Raw genomic sequence first — 22,707 nt, 5'->3', positions numbered from 1 at the left:
TATACTTTTTATTTAAATACCCCCAATTACCATGAAGATCAAACACTTTCTACCCCTGCTATTGCTAGTATGTAGCAATGAGATGCTTACAGCACAAGAAATCGCTCTCACCCCACAACCGGCTCACCTTACCGTAAAAGACGGACACCTTGAGTTTGGCAGTCAACTGAAAACCAAAGTCGCTCCTTATCAGGGAGACAGCATCCGTATGGTCTTTGAATCATTCAAAAAGGAATTTCAGGAAGCAACCGGCATCAAGGTCTCATCTACTCAAAAAGAAGCTAAAGCAAAGATTATCTTAGATTTGAATCCACAACTCCCCGCCGAAGCTTATAAGCTGAACATCTCGAAAGAACAAGTCCGGATTGAAGCCGCCCGTCCCGCAGGTTTCTATTATGCGCTACAAACGCTAAAGCAACTGATGCCCCGCAACGTAATGGCAGGTGTAGCAACGTCCGACCATTTACAATGGAGTCTCCCATCTGTCGAGATTGAAGATGCTCCCCGTTTCGAATGGAGAGGTTTTATGCTGGACGAAGGCAGACATTTCTTCGGTAAAGATGAAATAAAACGAGTGATCGACATGATGGCCACCTACAAAATGAATCGTTTCCACTGGCATCTGACAGAAGATCAAGGCTGGAGAATCGAGATAAAGAAATACCCCAAACTAACGGAGACAGGTGCATGGAGAAACAGCAAAGTGCTTGCTTATGGTGACGTAAAACCTGACGGTGAGCATTATGGCGGCTTTTATACTCAGAAAGATATCAAAGAAATCGTAGCATATGCGAAGAAGAAATTTATAGAAATCATTCCCGAAATAGACATTCCGGGACATTCGCAGGCAGCCGTTGCAGCTTATCCGGAGTTCTTGGCGTGCGACCCAGAGAATAAACATGAAGTATGGCTGCGACAAGGGATTTCTACTGATGTAATCAACGTAGCCAACCCGAAAGCGATGCAGTTTGCCAAAGATGTAATCGATGAACTCACCGAATTGTTCCCATTCAATTATATTCATTTGGGCGGTGACGAATGCCCCACAAGGAAATGGCAACAGAATGAGAAATGCAAGAAGCTGCTGAGTGAAATAGGTTCTTCCAACTTCAGAGACTTGCAGATTTATTTCTACAAACAACTAAAAGATTACATTGCCACCAAACCTGCCGATCAACAACGCCAACTTATATTCTGGAACGAAGTGCTTCACGGAAATACCAGTATGCTTGGCAATGACATCACCATTATGGCATGGATCGGAGCTAATGCCGCCGCAAAACAGGCTGCCAAGCAAGGAATGAATACCATACTGAGCCCGCAAATACCTTATTACATCAACAGAAAACAGTCGAAACTCACCACAGAGCCGATGTCGCAGGGGCATGGAACAGAAACAGTGGAGGCCGTTTATAACTATCAGCCGCTTAAAGACGTGGATGCTGCCTTGCAACCTTATTATAAAGGTGTACAAGCCAACTTCTGGACCGAATGGGTGACCGAACCTTCCGTTCTCGAATACCTGATGTTACCACGTCTTGCCGCCGTTGCGGAAGCCGGATGGACGCCACAGGAAAAAAGGAATTATGAAGACTTTAAAGAAAGGATTCGTAAGGATGCAGAGCTATACGACCTCAAAGGATGGAATTATGGCAAACATATCATGAAATAAGCAAACACTTTCATTTGACTGCCGATAACTGGGGAGTGACTAAAAAGTCGGTAGTATCTTAAATCTCCTCCTTCGGGAAGGAGGAGTACCCGCAGGGGGAGGTGGTAGGTGAATACGCAGTCCACTTATTCACTGCAAATTATAGACAACCCTATTTTACCTACCACCCCGGCTTTCAGCCACCCCTCCTTCCCGAAGGGAGGGGAAGGGGAGATACTATTGTCTTTTTAGTCCCCCCCTTCCGTCTTTTTCAGACCATCTCAGTTCTTTCACTTTTTATTTTGTGCCACGCGATTATTATTCGCCTGTGGCTTCACCACTACCCCATTTCCATTCTTCGTACATTTAATACATTCCTTTCGTAATGTACCCTCCTTCAGATTGAAAATAAGATTCGGATTGAAATGCTGACCGTTAATGCGGGTTTCAAAATGCACGTGCTCCGTAGTAGCACGGCCAGTACGTCCGGTCAGTCCAATAGGTTGTCCGGCTTTCACCGTATCTCCGCTCTGTACCAAATTCTTAAAGTTATGACTGTAAATCGTTTCCAGCCCATTCGCGTGACGGACTACAACCAAATTTCCGTAAGCATAATACGGCTTCGACATACGCACGACTCCATCAAAAGCAGCACGAATCGTATCTTTGGCACACGTCTTTATATCTGCTCCCGAATGTCCTCCGCGAGTGCCATAAGCGGAAATAACTTTGGCTCCCGGTAAGGGAAAAGCATATTCATGCTCTTGCAGAGAATCCAAATGCAGATATATATGATTGCTTTTCGCAAAAAGTCCGGGAGTAGCAACCCGTACGTGATTCACCTCCATAGAAGAAAAAGAGGATTTACTTTGCGCATAAGCAAGAGTTGGTAAAAGCAGGACTGTCAATAAAATAAGTATGTTCTTCATGTATTTCTTTCTTTGTTATTCAAAATAGATAAGTTCACCGCCATCCGATCCGGCATAATCCCTCAGTAAGGATTGAATCATTTCAGCAGCTTCCTTTAATCCCTCTTTTCCGTTATACCCGTTGACTATCGCAAGAATATGAGTAGTCCCGATATCCATCTTCGTACGTTCGTGGTCGCTTGTCGGTGTTCCGATTCCTCCAAAAGAATCTCTGTATACTGGCAATCCTTCAATGTTCAAAATGCCCCGGCCGATACCTTCGAAAGGTTCTTCCGCTTTGCCAATGCCAAGTTCAAGATGGTTACCCTGTATCTTATCCGCATCGAAGCCACCGATAGAATGTCCGGTACGGAGAGAAACCAGATTGATAAGGTCTACCAAAGTATCAATCTGATACAAAGGGATGCCACGCATCAGGCGACGGCGCAGCGCTTCTGCCGACGGACGGTAACGCCCCGGATCTTTGCCACAACGCTTATAAGCCTCACGGGTAGCAGCAATCACAGGTTGCAACTTAATGTCTGCCATTTGGGTGGTAGTAGTCAAGTCTTCTGTGAAAGTATTTATTTCTTTCCAAAGTCCATCGCAGTAAGCAGTATTCTTCACTGCTGCATATACGGCTACTCCGGCAAAAACCGGACAGGCATTCTTTATTTCCTGAGATACTTTTATTTCAAACATACTTTTATTCAAGTTTATATCAACTTACGTTCAAGTCTATTCCAACCTATGCGCTTATTTATGTCAATCTATGTTCAAAGCTATTATTTATGAATCATGATCCCCGACAGAATCCGTCCGGACTTAATGCCCAAACGTCTTGCCGAGAAAAACTCGTCGTGATGAATATACGTACATATCCGGGCAAGCTCCACCTGTCCCGACGGCACACCGAAAGCAAGGATTTGCATCCGGTTCGCTTCCCACAAGTCGATATGATGTTTTCCGGTTTCCTCTTTCCTGATAGAAATACGAGACATATCAAAACCATTCTTCTGAAATGCTTCGTACACTTCCTCACCCACTTCAAAAGAAGCCAATGAGATACTCGGACCGATACAAGCCACCACATCTTCTCCACTTGTGCCAAACTCCTTTTCCATCCTCAACAAAGTATCACGCACGATGTACGCTACCGTCCCTCTCCATCCGGCATGAATGGCAGCTATGGCACCATGTTTCTTATCATATACCAACACGGGTACACAATCCGCAGTAGAAATACAAAGACAATATCCCGGCTCACGGGTAATCAATGCATCTACTCCATGTAACATCTCCTGCCGTTGTTGAGACGAAGCCGATAAATAAGCATCGCCGATCAGCAGGCAATTCGTCTCATGAGTCTGCACAGGAATCACCAGTTCTTCGGGTGTCTGCGACATTCCTTCCATCAGAAGCGTTTGATTCCGCCGGACCTTTTCCGCCTCGTCGCCACTGTAAGGCGTACAGTTGAATGACGCATAATTTCCCTCGCTGCATCCTCCCTGCCGGGTAGTTACAAAATGAGAAATGTTGGAGTATGAGCTTAACGACTCATACCCCAACATTCTTTTATCTCTTGTGATTGAAATCATTTTTCCTCCCAATCCTCTTCTTCATATTCATAGTCGAGATCATCGTCTTCATCGTCAGCATCTTCCTCATATTCATAGTCGAGTTCTTCATCCTCGCCCATGTCCTTGAGTTCCTGCTGCAAACGGGTCACGTCTTTCGGACGGTGAACAATGTCTTCTATCTTATTACTTTCCTTGTTCAGTTCCTCCCACAGAATATCTTTCAACACTGAGATTCCCAAACCGGAAACAGAAGAAATGAATATATGCGGAACACCCTCGGGCAATGTCGGTTCAATCTCGTCCATCAGCTCCTGATCGAGCATATCGCTCTTCGTGATAGCCAGCACACGTTGTTTGTCCAGCATTTCGGGATTGAACGTACGCAACTCATTCAGCAATACTTCATACTCCTTGCGGATATCATCGCTATCCGCCGGAACCATGAACAACAGCAACGAGTTACGCTCGATATGACGCAGAAACCGCAGTCCCAATCCTTTTCCCTGACTGGCTCCCTCGATGATGCCCGGTATGTCCGCCATCACGAATGACTTTCCATCGCGATAGGAAACAATTCCCAAATTCGGTTCGAGTGTCGTAAACGGGTAATCGGCAATCTTCGGTTTCGCAGCCGAAATAGCAGAAAGTAACGTAGACTTTCCCGCATTCGGGAAACCTACCAGTCCTACATCTGCCAACAGTTTCAGCTCCATGATCACCGTCATCTCCTGCATCGGTTCTCCCGGCTGCGCAAAGCGCGGAGCCTGACGGGTAGCCGTCTTGAAATGACTGTTGCCCTGACCGCCACGACCGCCTTTCAACAAGATCACTTCCTGTCCGTCGTCCGTCACATCACAAAGGTATTCTCCGGTTTCGGCGTTATACACTACCGTTCCGCAGGGTACTTCGATCACTTTATCCGCACCGTCTTTTCCGAAACTACGGTTCTTGCTGCCCGATTCGCCATGACCTGCCATCGCGTGACGGTCATACTTCAAGTGAAGCAATGTCCAGTAATTACGGTTACCGCGCAAGATAATATGGCCTCCTCTTCCACCATCGCCCCCATCGGGACCTCCGTTAGGACAATATTTCTCGCGCCTCATGTGCGTAGAGCCTCTTCCGCCCTTGCCTGAGCGACAGTATATCTTTACGTAATCAACAAAATTCGATTCAGCCATATTTTTATTTATTATAATTTGTCTACCGCTTCGCAGATATCAGCGAAGATACCATCCATAGTACCCAGACCGTTGATGTGCTGGTATTTCTTTTCGTTCTTGTACCAGTCGATCAGCGGAGATGTCTGTGAATGATATACATGCAGACGTTTTTTGATTGTTTCTTCGTTGTCATCAGCACGACCGGAGTCTTTGCCACGTTTGATCAGACGCACCATCAGTTCATCTTCCGGAACTTCGAGATCCAACATTACAGAAACATCCTGTCCTCTTTCCGCCAACATTTTCTTTAATGCTTCAGCCTGTGCAATTGTTCTTGGGAAACCGTCGAAAATTACACCTTTACTATCTTTGAAGCTATCGAATACGCTTGCCAGAATATCAATCATCAATTCATCCGGAATCAACTGACCCTGGTCGATGTAACCTTTAGCAGTTTTGCCCAGCTCCGTGCCGTTCTTGATTTCTGCACGCAATACATCTCCTGTCGAGATGTGGTTGATTCCATACTTTTCTACAATACGTTCGCTCTGCGTTCCTTTTCCTGAACCCGGAGCACCGAAAATTACAATGTTCAACATCTTTTTAACCTATAAATTAATTTGTATTTGAATTTAATCTACTACAGTATAAATATCGGGATAATTGCGTCCGAAACCATCATAATCCAATCCGTAGCCAACGATAAAATCATTCGGGATTTCCATCGCTACGTATTCTATGTTCAGATTGACCTTCAGCTTTTCCGGTTTCACCAGCAAAGAGGCGATATGAATCGCTTCGGGATTGCGTGTGCCCAGTGTATCCAGCAGACGCTGCATCGTCAGTCCGGTATCTACAATATCTTCCACGATCACTACCGTACGTCCGGCAATGTCTTCATTCAGCCCGATCACTTCTTTAATTACTCCGGTGGAAGTCACCCCCTGATAAGATGCCAACTTCACAAATGAAATTTCGCACGGAATCGTGATATGCTTCAGCAAGTCGGCGGTAAACATGAACGAGCCGTTCAACACACTGAGGAAGAGCGGATTCTTACCTGCCAAATCACGATTGATTTCGTTCGCTACGCGAATCACTTCTTTTTGAATATCCTGTTCCTTAATGGAAACAGTAAATTGCTTGTCTTTTATCTGTATGGTATCCATAACCGGTCATTTTAAAAAAGTTGTCGCAAAAATACAATTTTTTATTCTACCCCGTGCATCATCTTCTGTAATTTCTTCGAGAGAAGGAACAGAATCAGTGAGGCAACACCGGACATAATGACGAACAGCATGAAGAAGTCGTACATGGTAGCAATCTGATAACCAAGGATTGATTTCACTTTTCCGTCTTCGGGATAGAGACCGCTCAGCATACCTGCAAATTTATTTGCGGTGGCAGTAGAAAGATACCAAATCCCCATCATCAAGGAGGCGAAACGTAACGGACTCAACTTATTAACCATAGAAAGCCCGATAGGTGACAGAGCGATTTCTCCCATTGTATGAATAAAGTAAAGTCCTGTCAGCCAGATCATGCTCACCTTTACTCCCGGAATAGCATCTTTCACTCCAAAACAGATGAAGAGATAACCAAGAGAAAGCAACAACAGACCGATTGCCTGCTTGGTAGGGGAAGCCGGTTCCATGTTTCGCTTATTCAGAAAGCTCCATATACCGGGCATAATATAGGCAAGGATCACCACGAAAAGCGGATTGAATGACTGGAACCACGAAGCCGGCATCTCCCAACCGAAAATGCTGCGGTCAGTCTGTTCGGAAGCGAATAATGTCAGAGAAGCTCCTGCCTGCTCGTAAGCTGCCCAGAAGAAAATGACGAAGAAAGCTACGATATAGATTACGAAAATACGGCTGCGTTCTACTTTGGTCAATGAACCATCCAGCAGAATGAGCACTGGAAAGACAATACAAGCCGTAAAGATGCCCACACTAATCCAGTCATCGCTAAAGGCATAACTAAAAAAGGCTATTAAAGCAACTGTAAGGGCAGTAATGATGATGATATTACGTACTTTGGTACGTTTGTCCATCTTCGGATGTGAAATATGTTCGGCTTTATCTTCCTTTTTTTCACGTCTGGCGTCGGGGACGATACCAATCGGTTCACCGGAAGGAGAGAAAAGGTATTTATTCTTCTGAGTTTCAAAGAGGACAACAGTGAACAGCGTCATGATTCCAGATGCGAGGAATCCCCATTTAAAGTCCTGCGGATTCCCTGTGTCTCCCAAGAAACCGCAAATCAAAGGAGCAGCGAAAGAACCGACATTAACACCCATATAGAAAATGGTGTATGCAGCATCCAACCGTTTATCCCCCGGTTCATATAATTGCCCGACAAGCGAAGAAACGGTAGGCTTAAAGCAACCGTTACCTAAAATCATAAATCCGAGTCCGCCATACATCAGCCAGTGGGCAAGGTTTGTATTGTTTAGTGAAGAGGCACTCATAAACATCAGGAACTGACCGACTGCCATCATCACCGCTCCCCAAAACACCGAACGACGGATGCCCCAATATTTATCGGCAATGTATCCGCCGATCAACGGAGTCAGATAGACCAGTCCGGTATAGCTACCGTAGATAGAGGCTGCCGCTTCTTTATCAAAAAGCAATGCCTGCGTCAGAAAGAGGATAAAGATGGCACGCATACCGTAGTAACTGAAACGTTCTGCCGTGCTCGTTGCGAAAATTAGGTAAAGGCCTTTCGGATGCCCTTTCAATGAACTCATGAATTATGTGTTTAGTAGTTTATGGGGTGCAAAGGTACTAAAAAGTAGATTAAATGCCTCAAAAAAGAAGATTCTTATGGAATAGAAAAATACAGGATGGCGTGCAAGAAGTCTCAGTTACCCACCTTATTATGTTTTCAACAGTGTAAATAATCAAGTGGATATTCCCCTTAAATGTGGGTCAGTCGCCATTTATCCAAAAGTAAATTCAACATTCTCAATACTGGCATAGAGCATTCCTTCTTTTTTTCTAAGCAGGATTTTGTTTTCCCTTGCCAACCAGCCGATAGCAATCGCTACATCCTCGAACGTCAAACCTAACTCATGGCACAAGGTGAACATAGACTGTTCGCCCTTTTCATTTAAGATGCGCCATACTTTCCCGGCATTTGAGCCAATTCTTTTCTTTTCCATCATGCAAACTTTAGAAGATTAAACAATTTATATTTATAATCTAAACATTGTGAGCACAGGAGAATAACGTAAAGCACATTACTGCACTACAAAGATATCATTTTTTTCGAAAAAAGCAAATAATCAAGGCATTAGCTGTTTATATTGTACCATATCTACTGACAGCTTTATTCCAAACGCCGAAGACACTCATAAAGGAAGCAGTTCTATAGCAGGCCGGAGAAGGCGTAACTATCTCTCAAAGTATCGGAAGATTAAGGAGAAAGCAGTAGAATAGTTACATCAAAGCACCGATATCATTAACTGACCACGGCCGTGACAAGCATTGTTCACGACCGTGATTAGCATTGCTCACGGTCGTGGCGAGGTCTTGTCACGGCCGTGAGCAACTAAAGAAAAAGGCACTTTAAGAGAAGAATGCCTGCATCTTAGCCGAAAAGTCTCCGCATCTTATCTGAAGAATGCCCGTACCTTTGCAGAGAAATATCCGCCCCCCAACTGAGGAATCACAGACAGACAGGACAAAGCCACCCCAAGATAACTTCTGATTTCCCCTGCATTTTTCAATTTGCCACTTTATCTAAAGCCGAAAACCAACCGGAATAAAGGATTAATTCAGAGTTTTTGTGTAAGTTTGTGCGTCGAAAACTAAAAGAATATCGCAATGAAAATATTTCCAAGCAGCAGCATTAAGAAGTTAGATGCCTATACCATTGAACATGAACCGATTGCATCCATAGATTTAATGGAGCGTGCCGCACAGGCGCTGACTAAAGCCATCACCAACAGATGGAATCCGGAAACACCTGTCACCATCTTTGCCGGACCGGGCAATAATGGCGGAGACGCCCTCGCCGTCGCCCGCATGATGGCGGAAAAAGGATACAAGATCGAAGTATATCTCTTCAACACGAAAGGCGAACTTTCGCCCGACTGCCAGACCAACAAAGAACTGGTAGAGATGATGGAAGAAGTAACTTTCCATGAAATCAGCACCCAGTTCGTCCCTCCCACACTGACATCGGAGCATCTCGTGATCGACGGATTATTCGGTTCCGGACTCAACAAACCATTGAGCGGAGGATTCGCTGCCGTTGTGAAATATATCAATGCCTCTCCCGCCATGGTAGTCTCCATCGACATCCCTTCCGGACTGATGGGAGAAGAAAATACATTCAATGTAAAAAGCAATATTATCCGTGCGGACGTCACTTTCAGTCTGCAACTTCCTAAACTGGCCTTCCTCTTTGCCGAAAATACAGAATTTGTTGGCGAATGGGAATTATTGGACATCCAGCTGAGCGAAGAAGGAATCGAAGAGACTGAAACAAACTACGAAATGCTGGAAATCGAAGAAATCCGTTCGCTGATCAAACCACGCCAGCAATTCGCCCATAAAGGAAACTTCGGACATGCCTTGCTGATAGCCGGCTCAAAAGGAATGGCAGGTGCATCGGTACTGGCCGCCCGTGCCTGCCTGCGCTCGGGAGTAGGTCTGCTGACCGTACACGCGCCGTTATGCAACAACGATATTCTGCAAACGTCTGCCCCCGAAGCCATAGTAGAAACAGATGTCAGCGAAACATGCTTTGCCGTACCTACCGATACGGATGATTATCAAGCTGTCGGCATCGGTCCGGGACTCGGTCGCAGCGAGGAAACGGAAGCCGCCCTGATAGAACAACTGGAACATTGTCAGACTCCGACCGTAGTGGATGCCGACGCGCTCAATATTCTGGCCAATCACCGACATACGCTCACCCATCTGCCGAAAGGTTCCATCCTCACCCCTCACCCGAAAGAACTGGAACGTCTGGTCGGCAAATGTCAGGACTCATACGAACGACTGATGAAAGCCTGCGAACTGGCGCACACTGCCAAAGTACATATCATTCTGAAGGGAGCTTATTCCGCCATTATTACCCCCGAAGGCAAATGTTACTTCAACCAGACCGGTAATCCCGGTATGGCAACAGGAGGCAGCGGAGATGTACTGACAGGAGTAATCCTTGCACTCCTTGCGCAAGGCTATCCTGCCGAGGATGCCGCAAAGATCGGTACTTACATTCACGGATTGGCCGGAGACATCGCCCAGAAAAAACAGGGCATGATCGGATTAATCGCAAGTGATATCGTGACCTGTCTGCCGACGGCATGGCGACTTGTAAGCGAATAAAAGTTAAGAACTTACGGTTTATTCAATAACTTCATTAACTTTGTTTTTCAAAATCAGCTAAAAAGAACCGAATATGAAAAAGTTAATCATAGCAACAGGACTACTAATGGCAACTTCCGCCTATGCGCAGACCGAAGTGCTGACAGGAGTGACACGAGGAAAAGACTACGGAGTAGTGTACGCCCTCCCCAAAACCCAGATAGAAATAGAAATAAAAGCAAACAAAGTCAACTATAAGCCGGGTGAATTCAGCAAATACGCCGACCGCTACCTGAGACTGACCAACGTCTCTGCCGAACCCGAAGAATACTGGGAATTGAACAGCGTCAAGGTGAAACCTGTAGGTATACCAAACAGCGAAGCTACTTATTTCGTCAAACTGAAAGACAAAACCGTAGCTCCTCTTATGGAACTGACTGAAGAGGGTCTTATCAAATCAATCAACGTCCCCTACAGTAGTAACAATGCAAAGAATGCAGCAAACAATGCCGTTGCTCCCCAACGAAAAGCCAATCCCCGCGACTTCCTCACAGAAGAAATTCTGATGGCAAGTTCTACCGCCAAGATGGCCGAACTGGTAGCAAAGGAAATCTATAATATCCGCGAAAGTAAAAACGCATTATTGCGCGGACAAGCAGATAATATGCCTTCGGACGGCGCACAACTCAAAATCATGCTCGACAACCTGAATCTTCAGGAAGAAGCCATGACCGAGATGTTTTCGGGAGTCCGCAATAAAGAAGAAAAGACATTTACTGTCCGCCTCACTCCGGATAAGGAATTCGACAATGAGGTAGCTTTCCGCTTTTCAAAGAAGCTGGGTATAGTTGCCAACAACGATTTGGCAGGCACTCCATTCTACATCAGTCTGAAAGACCTGAAAACGGTGAAGATTCCGCAAGAGGACGGGAAAAAGAAGAAAGAGATGGAAGGCATTGCTTATAACGTACCGGGACAGGCAATGGTGACGCTGACGGACGGCAAAAAGAAATTGTATGAAGGAGAAATACCTGTTACTCAGTTCGGTATCATAGAATACCTTGCTCCAGTATTATTCAACAAGAACTCGACCATCAAAGTTTACTTTGATCCGGTGACCGGTGGACTACTGAAAGTAGATAGAGAAGAAAGCAAATAAAACCTCTAAAAAAACAAAACGATGGGTGGCGAAGGACATATGCTCGACATGATACGTCGGCTGAAAGACGGCAAAGAAGCCTCCCGCTTACGCCGTGAACGGAGAAATGACAAGTTAGGGCGACTTAGAAGAAACAACGACCCCTATCTTCTGCCGGATACGACTCCGGAAGAGATGGAACGCATCATCAAGGATTCGGAAAAGAAAAAAGAAAAAGATAACAGCTATTTCGTATGGGGAACGCTCATCATTATGGGCGTACTGATAGGATGTGCTGTCCTCCTGTGGGCAATCTTTTTTAATGGATAATTATCCATTTAATAAATCCGTCTTTCTGTAATTGGGAAAGATAAGTAGATACACGAGACTCGTAGCCTGCTTCATGCTGAAAGTGGTCTGCGAGTTTTTCTATAATCTCACGAACCGTCCGCTGGCCGTCTATCAGGTTCCATACGGCCGTACCGTGTTCTTCCAGACGCACATGAATATCTTTGGACATTCCTTTCGGCAATAAATAACGACTCATCCACGAACGTTTAAAACGAGGGAAGGAGAGCACAATAGTCTCCCCTTCCTGTTCAGCTTTAATATGTTCGTTACGACAAGGGATCACCTCCAGGAGGTTTATTTTCTCTTTCGTAGCCATATCTTTTCTCTTTTATATCTTTTCAGATAGAATATATACTGGATTATTTCTGAATATTTGCCTCTTCCAGTCCGTAGCCTTTCTTCTTGTTTTCTGCTTTCAGCATCAAGGCAACAATCAGGGCAAGTACACCGAACATAGCAAAAATAGCCATCGGCAGGGTATAATCATAAGTCTGTGCACCATCCACAACCGGACCTTTGCAATAAGAGTTCAACACCCATCCGATCAGCAAAGGCACGCCCATCAATCCCCAGTTCTGTACCCAAAAGATCAACGCATAAGCCGTTCCCAACTGTTTCTCCGGAATAATCTTCGGAACCGAAGGCCACATTGCCGAAGGAACCAATGAGAAAGCAAATCCCAGAATAATCATGATCACCGTTGCAAACCACCATATATTCAGAATAGGAAGAGCGAACATCGTGTGTACAAAAATCAGCATCACCGACCCGATCACCATCAGCGTGGCTCCCTTACCGATACGGTCATACAATGAACCGAACAATGGTGTCAGGATGATCGCGCCAATCGGCAGCAATCCGGGAATCGTTCCCGCAAGTTTCGGATCAACATTGTACTTCTGTACCATCAAATCGGCCGCATACTTGATGAAGGGGAATACAGCCGAATAGAACAATACGCACAGTAATGCGATCAGCCAGAATCCTTTGTTGGTAATGATATAGACAATGTCTTTCATGCGGAAAGGTTCTTCCGGTTCCAGTCCTTCCGCATCCAGTGAAGCATCCAGTTTCTTATCATAGAAAGTATAGATGAAAAATGCGATGGTACCTACGCACAGCATGACGAGACAGAACAGAATCGGAGCGGGAATATTGGTATGGAATACGCCGCTCTCATCCGTAGCCCCGAAGAAGTCTGCCAAAGGAACGGTAAGCACCATGGCCAAAGTTGTTCCAATACGCGCGGTCGCCATTTCCAGTCCCATAGCGAGAGCCATCTCTTTGCCTTTAAACCACTTCACGATAATCTTCGAAACGGTGATACCCGCAATTTCGACTCCTACACCAAAGATGGCATAACCCAATGCAGCCAATGTGACTTGCATCTTGAATCCGAAAAGCATCGCACCTTCCGGGAAAGTAGTAGTAATAGCATAATATTTCAATCCACAACCAAACACCATCAATAAACAGGCACCCATTCCGGTGAAGCGTACTCCCATCTTATCCAGAATGATACCACCAAAGATGAGCATCAGCAGGAATACATTAAACCAGCCATAAGCACTGGTGAAAAAACCGTAATCTAAACTGTCCCAGAGAAGTTCTTTTTCAAGCATGGGTTTCAGAGGAGACATAACGTCTGTGAGGAAGTAGCCGCACAACATGGTAAAAGCGACTAATGCTAGAACACTCCAACGCAGCACTGCGGAGTCATTCAGCTTTTGTTTCAATTGTTCTGTCATTGTAATATTTAAAAGGAGTTAATAATCTCGTAACGGGCAACAAAGTTAACTAATTATCATTTGTTTTACTAAAAAAGGAGAACATTTTATAAGAAAAAGGACATCTAACCGGATATTCCTGTATGAAGAAGAGCAGACCGAACCCAATAATAAAGATAGGCGCGAACCACACGTATTACACAATTCTATTAGAATCTCTTGTAATTCGCGTAATTCGCGCCTATAATGAAGAGAACGGGTCAAAAAGCCCGTTCACTCAATAAGTTTAAACCGAATATCCTGTCACTGAATTATTCTGCTGCAGGAGCAGGAGTTTCAGTAGCCGGAGCTTCTGTTGCAGGTGCAGACTCTGCAGGAGCAGTAGCATCTGTCTGAGGAGCAGCAGTACCGGTAGGCATATTATACGGGTTGGTTTGTTGTTCTTTCTGTGCTTGTTCCAACAATACATCTTTAGCTGCAGAAGAAGAAGGAACAACGTAAGCAGTAGCAACGCTCATCACAACCATGAAGATAGCCAGACCCCAAGTTGCTTTTTCCAGAAAATCTGTAGTCTTGCGCACGCCCATGATAGCGTTTGATGAAGAAAAACCAGAAGCAAGTCCGCCTCCTTTTGAATTCTGAATCAGCACGATGAAGCACATCAGCAAGGCTGCAATCACCATTAAGATAATGAATAATAAGTACATTTTTAGTTATTTTGAATTAGCGTTAATAATCAATTTCTCCAAAAATCTGATTTGGTCTGCAAAGTAAGCATTTTTTTTTGGATATTTCAAGCTTAATTTTTTAATTATTTCAAGAGCTTTCGAATATCGTTGCTGTTTTACGTAGATTTTGGCCAAAGTTTCTGTGAAGCAGCTGTCATCTTCCTCTTCTACGGTGTTGGTTTCAGTTGTTTCGTCTGTTCTGCCCGTTTCGTTTGTTTCAGCGGAAGAAGCTGCCTTTGCTTTCTCTTCTTCCTTCAAAGGTTTCAGGTATACGACTGGATCAGTCTCGCTTTTTTCAATAAAGTTGTCAATCAGCTCGTGTCCTTTCAACTTGGGCATTGCCTCTGCCGGCTCGTCGGCGACAGGTGTCTCTTCGAGAAGGTATGCCGTATAGTCCATAGAGTAATCAAAGCTTGTCTGACTGGTTACTTCTTCGGGAGCCGTCGAAAGGAAAGCATCGATCAGAGCCAGTGTCCGGTCGACGGTAGGCTCATCTTTCAATACTTCAGAGAGAGGCAGCCCTTTCTTCTGGGATTCGACAGCGAAGCGTTCGCCTTCGATCAGATGAAACAGTTTCCGTCGGTCGGCGATATACAGAACGGCTTTCCGCAGTTCCGCACCGAAATTAATGTCGTGGAGAATATACAGGTTCTTGAGATACAACAACCGGAGCGACTGAAAATACGGATACCTCGCGAGCTGGTTGCGCAGTTCGTACAAAGTATCCCTATTCAGCGTCTCGGGATGCTGAATCCATTGTTGCAAGTTAACAGAAGTCATTAAATTACCAGTTTGCTACAGTTGCATTAAATATTTGGTCGGTTATCTCTTTACTCATTTCCGCTATTAATCCATCCTGTACGGCTGTCAGCAGCTGGCTGGAATCATAGGTACGGAAAGCTGAGAATTGTTGTTCGAAGTCTTCGGCGTGATTTGTGTTGTTGACAAAGCGTACATTGACCGTGATGGTCAGCTTCGTTTCCGAAGAGTAACCATCGGCAGACACTGCCTGGTTATACTGGTTGTAGCCCGTAATTTCACCGTCAATCTGCAGATCCGCATTCTGGTTCGGTTTCAGCAGTTGCAGACGGGTCTGTCTGATGAAGATATCTTTCAGGTCTTCATTGAACTTGGTAGCCAGCGGAGCATACACATACTCCGACTTAATCGGGAAATCAGCAATCGAAATGGTCTTCACCTTATCGTAATTGATAGAGGAGCCATTAAACTTATAGGACACACTACAGGCGATGATGACTGCCGGTAAAACAACCAATATCAGCGGTCGTGCTATTTTCTTAATCCAATTCATATTCTTTTATTTTTCTGTAAAGGGTACGCTCGGAGATATTCAGATCCTTCGCCGCACTTTTCCGCTTACCATGATGCCTCTCAAGCGCTTTACGTATCATTTCTTTTTCCACTTCATCGAGCGAAAGGGTTTCTTCCACATACTCTTCCGTGTCCTGAATATCGTCATCGTCTTCTTTGGGACAAACAGACGGTTGCTGCACAGCATGGATAATGGCCGGCACGGAAGGTTGGTGCGTCGTTGTCACTACCGGAGTAGCCACTACCTGCCCCATCTGTCCGACTTGTCCCGCACGTTCGGCCATCATATTGTGCACCATCTTCTTCAGTTCCGCCACTTCCTGGCGCATATCGAACAAGACAGAATATAGTATTTCGCGTTCGCTCTCAAAGCTCTTGCTCTCGCGTGTGCCGAACAGTGCCGGAAGGCGTTGGGTATTCTGTGCCGGAAGATAGGTCTGCAGAATCGCAGCCGTTATCTCACGGTTTGTTTCTATAATCGAAATCTGCTCTGTGATGTTCTTCAACTGCCGGACGTTTCCCGGCCACGGATAAGCAAGCAATATCTTCTTGGCATCTTCCGTCAGCTGGATAGCCGGCATCCGGTACTTTTCGGCAAAGTCTGCGGCAAACTTGCGGAACAGCAACAGCACATCATCTCCGCGCTCACGCAAAGGTGGTATCTGAATAGGCACCGTGTTCAACCGATAATACAAATCTTCCCGGAAGCGTCCTTCGGCAATGGCTTGTGTCAGGTTCACGTTGGTAGCTGCCACAATACGTACATCCGTCTTTTGCACTTTGGATGAACCTACCTTGATAAATTCACCGCTTTCAAGTACACGGAGCAGACGCGCCTGTGTAGGCAACGGCAACTCTCCCACTTCATCAAGGAAGATGGTTCCACCGTCAGCTTCTCCAAAATATCCTTTCCGCTCACCAATAGCACCGGTAAATGCTCCTTTCTCGTGTCCGAACAGTTCGGAATCGATCGTACCTTCCGGTATGGCACCACAGTTGACAGCAATATACTGCCCATGCTTTCTCCGGCTATATTGATGAATGATCTGTGGAAAACTTTCTTTTCCGACACCACTTTCTCCGGTAATCAGCACAGACAAATCGGTAGGCGCTACCTGAATGGCAACATCTATGGCACGTGATAAAGCCTCGGTATTGCCAATAATACCGAAACGCTGTTTCACTTGTTGTATCTCCGCTTTGGTCATCTATCTTAATATTAAGTAATAGGTAATAAGTATTAAGTAATAAGTATTAAGTATTACCATCATGATCATCTCGCTTCCATCCGCATGGCTAATACTTAATACTTATTACTTAATACCTATTACTTAATCTTCGTCTACTGTATCCAGTTTTAGTTTATCACTATCGTCCCGTTTCTCGTAATACTGCTTCCGCAACGGGTTTATCCGTGCCGCTTTCTCGCGCTGGCGGTTGCGGAATACATCAATCGCTACATAAATAGCCTGGCGGAAAGAGTCTTCGCTGGCCAGTCCTTTACCGGCGATGTCATAAGCTGTTCCATGGGCCGGAGAGGTACGTACAACCGGCAGTCCGGCGGTATAGTTCACACCGTCTTCCATAGCCAGGGCTTTGAACGGAGCCAGTCCCTGATCATGATACATAGCAAGGATTCCGTCAAAGTGAGTATAATTGCCCGAACCCATAAAACCGTCCGCAGCATAAGGACCGTAACAGATGATCCCTTTCTCTTCCATTTCTTTCATGGCAGGGATAATAATTTCCTGTTCTTCCATGCCCAGCAGTCCGCCGTCTCCTGCATGAGGATTCAGTGAAAGCACTGCAATACGGGGCGCACCGATACCGAAATCCTGTTTCAGACAACGATGGAAAATCATCAGCTTTTCCTGAATCAGTTCCTTGGTGATCGTTGTGGCAATCTCCCTTACCGGAATATGCGTCGTTACTAAAGCCACACGAAAATCGTTTTTCATCAGGATCATCAGTGACTTGTTTCCATCGCCCAGACGTTCTTCAATATACTCCGTATGACCGGGGAAAGAGAACTCTTCCGACTGAATGGTATGTTTGTTGATCGGAGCTGTCACAATGACGTCGATCAGCCCCTCACGATACTCTTCTATGGCACGTTCTAAAGCACCCAATGCAGCCTTACCTGCTTCGGGATCGGGTTTGGAGAATTCCACTTTCACTTCGTCATCCGTACAGTTCACTACACTCAGACGGTTGTATCCGGCTTCGGAAGCTGTGTTGACAATGCTGAAATTAGCCTGTACATCCAGTGCTTTACGATGGTAAGCCGCTACTTTAGGTGAACCGTAGATAATCGGAGTACATAGCTCAAGCATGGTAGGGTCTGAGAATGTCTTCAAGATCACTTCATAACCTACCCCGTTGATATCTCCTTGGGTAATGCCGATTCTTATTTTGTTTTCTTCCATGTTTTTATTTATTAGTTGGTTCCGCTTCTTTGGTTACCCCCAGTGGAATCTGGCTCTGCTGACCTTCTTGCGGAAGTTTCAGCGTATAAAGAGATGCTTCCATCTGGCGAACCAGATTGCGTTTCATTTTATCGGGTGAATATACAAATATTTCTGCTGTAATAATACGTTGGTTCTTCTGATCCAGACGAGTATGGGAAACGAACGGACCACCCATGAAGTCACCCTTCATGCGCCACAATCCACGAGCTTCCATCGTGTAGTCATTGTGCACGTTAATCGGACGAACATCGGTCAGTAACGAGTCTGTCGACATATATACGCCTTCTTTATATCCGGGGATATTGGCTTTCATCACGGAATCGCGCTTATGAACAAAGTATTCTTTGGTGAATGTATCCTTGTCAGTATAAGGATAAGAATACATCACGAAATTGCGATCCGCGCTGCCTGTATTGGTAGATGCCCAGAAGAAGTCCTCTCCTGTCTTGGAGTTATTCAGTTCGGAAGGTATCCAGATATCGCAGCCAAACAGACTATCTACCTTATTTGAGATAAAGTTGTTGTGCTTTTCCTCCAGCAAAGTAATCTGACGGTTCATTTCAGCGCGAGTGAAGAAGTCGATAATCGTCTGCTTGTTTTCTTCCACAAACTTCTCAAACACTTCTTCGTTCGGAGCCTGAATGGTCAGTATCATCTGTGGAGAAGCATAAACGTCTTTCGCATACTTGAAAGTACCTTTGGTATAAATATCTTTTATATCTACTATCACAATATTACGGATCAACTTCAGCGTAGAATCATAGTCCTTCGGTGAAGTATACATAATCCGGAAAGAAGGTTCCGACTGGGGCAGTCCCGGCATGTCAGAATCAAGCACATCATGCAAGGCCCTTCCGGCGGCACGGTCCCACACTCCCGCATCTACTACAACCAGCAGTTCATACGGACGACCACTAGAGGTATGATTCCCCTTTAATCCACAAGAAGCAACTACGAAGGCTACCAGAGCCATGCTTAAATAAAAAAAGTACTTTTTCATGATGTTCGATTTTTATATTAACTTTTATTATTTTCCTCCTGTTTCGCAGTCGACAGCATACCGCATGCCGCAAAAATATCCTCTCCCCGCGAAGCACGAATGGTAGTGAAAAGCCCGTGCGTGGTCAGATAGTCACGGAAACGGGTCATCGTATCCATATCGGCTCCTTCAAGGGCTACTCCCGGAATAGAATGGAAACGGATCAGGTTAATCCGGCAATCCAGTCCGCGAAGCAGTTTGAGTAACTCCTTGGCATAAACTTGCGAATCATTAAGCCCCTTAAAAACAATATACTCAAACGAAAGTCGACGCTGTTTGCTAAAATCATAGTTTTTTAACAGTTCCACCATTTCCGTGATAGAAAAGGCTTTCTCCGCCGGCATCAGTTCCGCACGCTGGGCGGTCACCGGAGAATGCAGGCTGATGGCAAGGTGACAGTCGCTTTCTTCGATAAAGCGCCGCAATCCTTTCCGCAATCCGACAGTTGAAACGGTAATCCGCTTCGGACTCCATGCATAACCATAGGACCCAGTCAGTATGTCCAATGCCTTCAACACCTCTTCCAGATTATCGAGCGGTTCGCCCATTCCCATCATAACGACATTCGTCAGTTTGTCCCGTTCCGGCAAGGAGTGAATCTGATTGATAATCTGATGGGCGGTCAGGTTGGCAGAGTAGCCTTGTTTCCCGGTCATACAGAACTTGCAGTTCATTTTGCAGCCTACCTGCGAAGAGATGCATAAAGTCGCCCGTTCATCATCCGGAATATACACCGACTCCACAAAATGATTCTCGCCCACAAGGTACAGGTATTTCACCGTACCGTCTACAGAGCGCATTTCCTCCACCGGAGCTTCAGCTCCTACCTCATAGTTCTGCTTCAGTAACTCCCGGTATTTCAACGACAAGTTAGTCATTTCATCAATCGAAGTCACCTTCTTATCATAAAGCCAGGATGCAATCTGTTTGGCTGCAAAGCCCGGCATTCCCAGACGTTTCACCAGTGACTGCAGCTCTATAAGCGTCATTCCTAAGAGGGGATATTTAGACATCATTCTTTCTGTTCATGGTTTATATTTGCAAATGTAAGGAAATAAAGTCGATTTCCGTATAGCAAGGATGTAAAAGTTAGCAAAAAAGGTCGTTCCAAAGCATGGAACGACCTTTTGCAGTTATCGTTTTTACGACTAATCTTAGAAGAACAGGTAACGTGTATCCTTCACTTTTCCTTTCAGATACAGGTCGTTCATCAGACGGCTTGCGAAGCGTGCGTGCATGTTAGCCAATGTAGCTTCTTCATCTTTAGCGTTGAAAGTATCGCTCAGTTTGTCTTTGCCATACATCTGAAGCACAAATACACCGGCATTACCTTTGATCGGAGCGCTCAGTTTATTCATTTCAGCCACAGAAGCATAAGCACCTACCAACGGTTCGCTGCTGCGCAATGCAGAAACATAAGCGGGAGCGGCAAATGTAACCAGCTTCAAAGAATCGCTGACTGCGCCGGACATAGCCTTGTACTGGTCGAGAGAAGTTGCATTGGCAGCCTTCATGTCAGCCATGATCTTTTCGGCTTTCTTATCTTTAACGATTTCAGCTCTCAACTGATCCTGTACAGCTTTCAGCGGACGATATCCTTCCGGAGTAACACCAACCAGAGCTACTGCAACCATATGGTCGCTTTCGCCACATTCATACAAACCGGAAACATCACCCGGTTTAGCGGAAAATGCCCATCTCAATGCTTCTTTAGTACCTCTTACACCACCGATAGTATGTTCTGAGCTATACAAGTCTCTTCTGTCAAGCAGTTTGTATCCGGCTTCTTCAGCGTTAGCGATCATCTTTTCAGCAGTAGGATTGGCAGCGATGAACTGGCTGAAATCATTGTAAGCACGGTTATAAGTTTCTTTGCTGAATTCAACTTCACGTTTCACAACAGCTACTTTATATTTATCCTTCACAGCTTTCTTGTTAGTCACTTGCAGGATTACATTAGCTTGTCCCAACGGCAGGTTTACTACTTCGTTCACGCCTGTATTATTGATAGCAGAGATAAACTTCAGGTTGTCACCATCGATCTGTGCGCCTTCATACTGTGCAGAGCTCATCCAGTTAGTCTCACCCGTCTGACCGTATTTCTTAGCCAGATCTGCGAAGTTAGCACCGCCTTTGATAGCAGTATAGATACTGTCCGCCAAGGCTTTTGTCTTCAAAGCGTCTTCTGCAAACACCTGAATCTGACGGAACTCGATTGAGTCGGCAGCAGCTGTTTTTGCAACCACTTTGAATGAATTGATAGTATTGTCGGCACCATTATAGTACGGACCATAAACAGAACCAACGGATGCAGAGTCCAGACGGGCAACTACATCTGACGGGAAAGCTGTTTTATTATAGAACAAGTCTACATAAGGAGCTTCCGAGCCTACAGAACGGATAAAAGAAGTATAGTCATCTGTTGTAGTAGCCAGCTGTGCAGTAGCTTCGTCTACTTCCTGCTGGATAGCAGCTCTGTCTTCCGCACTTGCAGTCACCTGAACATCAATGTACTTGATATCACGGCTTTCCTGATATTGCTTGAACTGTTCTTTTTTCTTGTTATAAAGGTCTTTCAGTTCCGATTCTTTCACAACGATTGTAGAATCTACTATAGAAGAATAAGGAACGGCAGCCATCAACAAATCATATTGATTCACTCTTGCGTCGAAAGCGTCCTGTGCTTCTACCGGGTTAGAGAGAAGCGCTTTTGCTACCAATGCCTGATATTTTTCTGCCAGGCGGCTCTGCACCAATGTCTTCTGGATGAATGACCAGTATTTGTACATGTTGTTGTACTGTTCTGCATACTGAGCCGGCATCTGAGATTCGTTCATTTTAGCGTAATCTACCAGGAACTTATTGAGCATATCCTTATCGAAAGCACCGGTCTGCGGGTTGCGGAAAGGAGTCTGTTGCAACAACGGATGCACGCCTGCTTTCAGGATATCCTGAATTTCAGCAGCAGAAACTGTCAGTCCCAATGCTTTTGCTTCTTTCTCAACCAGTTTGTTATTAACGTAGGAACGCCATACTTCGTCGCGCACCTGATTGGTCTGTTCGTCGTTCAGTGCAGTCACTCCACGGGAGAGTTTTATCACTTCGGTATATTCTTCTACCAGATTCTGATACTCTTGAGCGGAAAGAGCATCTCCGTTCACCTCACCTACGTCATGTGCCTGGTGCGGTTGCATCACCTTCCACGCGTCACCCGCGATGAAAGCAAACAGCGCCAAACCGATAACAATCACCAATAGAGGTCCTTTCGACCTAATGTTTTGTAATGTTGCCATTTTGA

General features: G+C 45.3%; 22 protein-coding genes. 4 read left to right on the top strand and 18 right to left on the bottom strand.

Features of this window, described 5'->3' with window-relative positions:
- Window positions 1-31: 31 nt before the first annotated feature.
- The gene (locus tag ACHLI0_RS20280) at window positions 32-1,672 is read left to right on the top strand and encodes a beta-N-acetylhexosaminidase (protein ID WP_490749924.1); all 1,641 of its coding nucleotides are present in this window, start codon (window positions 32-34) and stop codon (window positions 1,670-1,672) included.
- Window positions 1,673-1,941: 269 nt separating this feature from the next.
- Here ACHLI0_RS20280 and ACHLI0_RS20275 read toward each other — a convergent pair whose 3' ends face one another.
- From ACHLI0_RS20275 to ACHLI0_RS20240, 8 genes are all read right to left on the bottom strand, one after another.
- Window positions 1,942-2,580, bottom strand: coding sequence for a M23 family metallopeptidase (locus ACHLI0_RS20275; RefSeq protein WP_008760060.1), 639 nt, complete (start codon window positions 2,578-2,580; stop codon window positions 1,942-1,944).
- 15 nt (window positions 2,581-2,595) lie between these two features.
- On the bottom strand, window positions 2,596-3,261 hold the full coding sequence (locus tag ACHLI0_RS20270; RefSeq protein WP_490749923.1) for a B3/B4 domain-containing protein: 666 nt from the start codon (window positions 3,259-3,261) through the stop codon (window positions 2,596-2,598).
- 83 nt (window positions 3,262-3,344) lie between these two features.
- Window positions 3,345-4,157 carry a peptidoglycan editing factor PgeF gene (gene pgeF, locus ACHLI0_RS20265; protein ID WP_490749922.1) on the bottom strand — a complete coding sequence of 271 codons (813 nt, stop codon included), beginning with the start codon at window positions 4,155-4,157 and terminating at the stop codon, window positions 3,345-3,347.
- Complete coding sequence (gene obgE, locus ACHLI0_RS20260; RefSeq protein WP_011109231.1) at window positions 4,154-5,320, bottom strand: GTPase ObgE; 1,167 nt, start codon at window positions 5,318-5,320, stop codon at window positions 4,154-4,156. The genes pgeF and obgE overlap by 4 nt, the downstream gene beginning before the upstream one ends.
- Window positions 5,321-5,331: 11 nt before the next feature.
- Window positions 5,332-5,901 (bottom strand): adenylate kinase, encoded by a 570-nt coding sequence (locus ACHLI0_RS20255; RefSeq protein ID WP_008760056.1) that lies wholly within the window; start codon window positions 5,899-5,901, stop codon window positions 5,332-5,334.
- Window positions 5,902-5,934: 33 nt separating this feature from the next.
- Window positions 5,935-6,471: a hypoxanthine phosphoribosyltransferase gene (hpt, locus tag ACHLI0_RS20250; protein WP_008760055.1), complete on the bottom strand. Its 537-nt coding sequence runs from the start codon at window positions 6,469-6,471 to the stop codon at window positions 5,935-5,937.
- Between the two features lie 41 nt (window positions 6,472-6,512).
- On the bottom strand, window positions 6,513-8,057 hold the full coding sequence (locus tag ACHLI0_RS20245) for a peptide MFS transporter (protein ID WP_490749921.1): 1,545 nt from the start codon (window positions 8,055-8,057) through the stop codon (window positions 6,513-6,515).
- Window positions 8,058-8,249: 192 nt separating this feature from the next.
- On the bottom strand, window positions 8,250-8,474 hold the full coding sequence (locus tag ACHLI0_RS20240; RefSeq protein WP_008760053.1) for a winged helix-turn-helix domain-containing protein: 225 nt from the start codon (window positions 8,472-8,474) through the stop codon (window positions 8,250-8,252).
- Between the two features lie 661 nt (window positions 8,475-9,135).
- Here ACHLI0_RS20240 and ACHLI0_RS20235 point away from each other — a divergent pair.
- The 3 genes from ACHLI0_RS20235 (at window position 9,136) to ACHLI0_RS20225 (ending at window position 12,094) form a co-directional block, all read left to right on the top strand.
- The gene (locus tag ACHLI0_RS20235) at window positions 9,136-10,647 is read left to right on the top strand and encodes an NAD(P)H-hydrate dehydratase (protein ID WP_490749920.1); all 1,512 of its coding nucleotides are present in this window, start codon (window positions 9,136-9,138) and stop codon (window positions 10,645-10,647) included.
- A gap of 73 nt (window positions 10,648-10,720) precedes the next feature.
- A complete protein-coding gene (locus ACHLI0_RS20230; RefSeq protein ID WP_490749919.1) occupies window positions 10,721-11,785 on the top strand; it encodes a DUF4831 family protein in 1,065 nt (354 codons plus the stop codon).
- 21 nt (window positions 11,786-11,806) lie between these two features.
- Window positions 11,807-12,094, top strand: a complete 288-nt coding sequence (locus ACHLI0_RS20225; RefSeq protein ID WP_011109229.1) for a basic helix-loop-helix domain-containing protein — start codon at window positions 11,807-11,809, stop codon at window positions 12,092-12,094.
- Here ACHLI0_RS20225 and ACHLI0_RS20220 read toward each other — a convergent pair.
- The 10 genes from ACHLI0_RS20220 to ACHLI0_RS20175 form a co-directional block, all read right to left on the bottom strand.
- On the bottom strand, window positions 12,084-12,431 hold the full coding sequence (locus ACHLI0_RS20220) for a PqqD family protein (protein WP_055216975.1): 348 nt from the start codon (window positions 12,429-12,431) through the stop codon (window positions 12,084-12,086). The two genes, ACHLI0_RS20225 and ACHLI0_RS20220, sit on opposite strands and share 11 nt — an antisense overlap.
- Before the next feature lie 43 nt (window positions 12,432-12,474).
- On the bottom strand, window positions 12,475-13,863 hold the full coding sequence (locus ACHLI0_RS20215; protein WP_055216973.1) for an MFS transporter: 1,389 nt from the start codon (window positions 13,861-13,863) through the stop codon (window positions 12,475-12,477).
- A gap of 290 nt (window positions 13,864-14,153) precedes the next feature.
- Entirely contained in the window at window positions 14,154-14,549 is a 396-nt protein-coding gene (gene secG, locus ACHLI0_RS20210; protein ID WP_008760047.1) for a preprotein translocase subunit SecG, read from the bottom strand.
- A 6-nt stretch (window positions 14,550-14,555) separates the two neighbouring features.
- A complete protein-coding gene (locus ACHLI0_RS20205) occupies window positions 14,556-15,350 on the bottom strand; it encodes a DUF8458 domain-containing protein (protein ID WP_119188051.1) in 795 nt (264 codons plus the stop codon).
- A 4-nt stretch (window positions 15,351-15,354) separates the two neighbouring features.
- Window positions 15,355-15,882 (bottom strand): LPS assembly lipoprotein LptE, encoded by a 528-nt coding sequence (lptE, locus tag ACHLI0_RS20200; RefSeq protein ID WP_008760046.1) that lies wholly within the window; start codon window positions 15,880-15,882, stop codon window positions 15,355-15,357.
- Window positions 15,869-17,110: a sigma-54 interaction domain-containing protein gene (locus ACHLI0_RS20195; protein ID WP_008760045.1), complete on the bottom strand. Its 1,242-nt coding sequence runs from the start codon at window positions 17,108-17,110 to the stop codon at window positions 15,869-15,871. The genes lptE and ACHLI0_RS20195 overlap by 14 nt, the downstream gene beginning before the upstream one ends.
- Window positions 17,111-17,233: 123 nt before the next feature.
- Window positions 17,234-18,328, bottom strand: coding sequence for a 4-hydroxythreonine-4-phosphate dehydrogenase PdxA (gene pdxA / locus ACHLI0_RS20190; protein WP_151209607.1), 1,095 nt, complete (start codon window positions 18,326-18,328; stop codon window positions 17,234-17,236).
- A 4-nt stretch (window positions 18,329-18,332) separates the two neighbouring features.
- Complete coding sequence (locus ACHLI0_RS20185; RefSeq protein ID WP_074856424.1) at window positions 18,333-19,370, bottom strand: DUF4837 family protein; 1,038 nt, start codon at window positions 19,368-19,370, stop codon at window positions 18,333-18,335.
- Window positions 19,371-19,387: 17 nt separating this feature from the next.
- Window positions 19,388-20,422, bottom strand: a complete 1,035-nt coding sequence (rlmN, locus tag ACHLI0_RS20180) for a dual-specificity RNA methyltransferase RlmN (protein WP_490750175.1) — start codon at window positions 20,420-20,422, stop codon at window positions 19,388-19,390.
- A gap of 141 nt (window positions 20,423-20,563) precedes the next feature.
- Window positions 20,564-22,702 (bottom strand): peptidylprolyl isomerase, encoded by a 2,139-nt coding sequence (locus tag ACHLI0_RS20175; RefSeq protein WP_008764533.1) that lies wholly within the window; start codon window positions 22,700-22,702, stop codon window positions 20,564-20,566.
- Window positions 22,703-22,707: the final 5 nt, after the last annotated feature.

This window comes from Bacteroides sp. RCH18 (genome assembly GCF_058231005.1).
The sequence above is the reverse complement of the archived record's forward strand: the minus strand, read 5'-3'. Positions and strand labels throughout refer to the sequence as shown.

Coding starts and splice junctions, on each gene's coding strand:
- ACHLI0_RS20280 (WP_490749924.1), top strand. CDS start 32: ATGAAGATCAAACACTTTCTACCCCTGCTATTGCTAGTATGTAGCAAT.
- ACHLI0_RS20275 (WP_008760060.1), bottom strand. CDS start 2,580: ATGAAGAACATACTTATTTTATTGACAGTCCTGCTTTTACCAACTCTT.
- ACHLI0_RS20270 (WP_490749923.1), bottom strand. CDS start 3,261: ATGTTTGAAATAAAAGTATCTCAGGAAATAAAGAATGCCTGTCCGGTT.
- pgeF (WP_490749922.1), bottom strand. CDS start 4,157: ATGATTTCAATCACAAGAGATAAAAGAATGTTGGGGTATGAGTCGTTA.
- obgE (WP_011109231.1), bottom strand. CDS start 5,320: ATGGCTGAATCGAATTTTGTTGATTACGTAAAGATATACTGTCGCTCA.
- ACHLI0_RS20255 (WP_008760056.1), bottom strand. CDS start 5,901: ATGTTGAACATTGTAATTTTCGGTGCTCCGGGTTCAGGAAAAGGAACG.
- hpt (WP_008760055.1), bottom strand. CDS start 6,471: ATGGATACCATACAGATAAAAGACAAGCAATTTACTGTTTCCATTAAG.
- ACHLI0_RS20245 (WP_490749921.1), bottom strand. CDS start 8,057: ATGAGTTCATTGAAAGGGCATCCGAAAGGCCTTTACCTAATTTTCGCA.
- ACHLI0_RS20240 (WP_008760053.1), bottom strand. CDS start 8,474: ATGATGGAAAAGAAAAGAATTGGCTCAAATGCCGGGAAAGTATGGCGC.
- ACHLI0_RS20235 (WP_490749920.1), top strand. CDS start 9,136: ATGAAAATATTTCCAAGCAGCAGCATTAAGAAGTTAGATGCCTATACC.
- ACHLI0_RS20230 (WP_490749919.1), top strand. CDS start 10,721: ATGAAAAAGTTAATCATAGCAACAGGACTACTAATGGCAACTTCCGCC.
- ACHLI0_RS20225 (WP_011109229.1), top strand. CDS start 11,807: ATGGGTGGCGAAGGACATATGCTCGACATGATACGTCGGCTGAAAGAC.
- ACHLI0_RS20220 (WP_055216975.1), bottom strand. CDS start 12,431: ATGGCTACGAAAGAGAAAATAAACCTCCTGGAGGTGATCCCTTGTCGT.
- ACHLI0_RS20215 (WP_055216973.1), bottom strand. CDS start 13,863: ATGACAGAACAATTGAAACAAAAGCTGAATGACTCCGCAGTGCTGCGT.
- secG (WP_008760047.1), bottom strand. CDS start 14,549: ATGTACTTATTATTCATTATCTTAATGGTGATTGCAGCCTTGCTGATG.
- ACHLI0_RS20205 (WP_119188051.1), bottom strand. CDS start 15,350: ATGACTTCTGTTAACTTGCAACAATGGATTCAGCATCCCGAGACGCTG.
- lptE (WP_008760046.1), bottom strand. CDS start 15,882: ATGAATTGGATTAAGAAAATAGCACGACCGCTGATATTGGTTGTTTTA.
- ACHLI0_RS20195 (WP_008760045.1), bottom strand. CDS start 17,110: ATGACCAAAGCGGAGATACAACAAGTGAAACAGCGTTTCGGTATTATT.
- pdxA (WP_151209607.1), bottom strand. CDS start 18,328: ATGGAAGAAAACAAAATAAGAATCGGCATTACCCAAGGAGATATCAAC.
- ACHLI0_RS20185 (WP_074856424.1), bottom strand. CDS start 19,370: ATGAAAAAGTACTTTTTTTATTTAAGCATGGCTCTGGTAGCCTTCGTA.
- rlmN (WP_490750175.1), bottom strand. CDS start 20,422: ATGTCTAAATATCCCCTCTTAGGAATGACGCTTATAGAGCTGCAGTCA.
- ACHLI0_RS20175 (WP_008764533.1), bottom strand. CDS start 22,702: ATGGCAACATTACAAAACATTAGGTCGAAAGGACCTCTATTGGTGATT.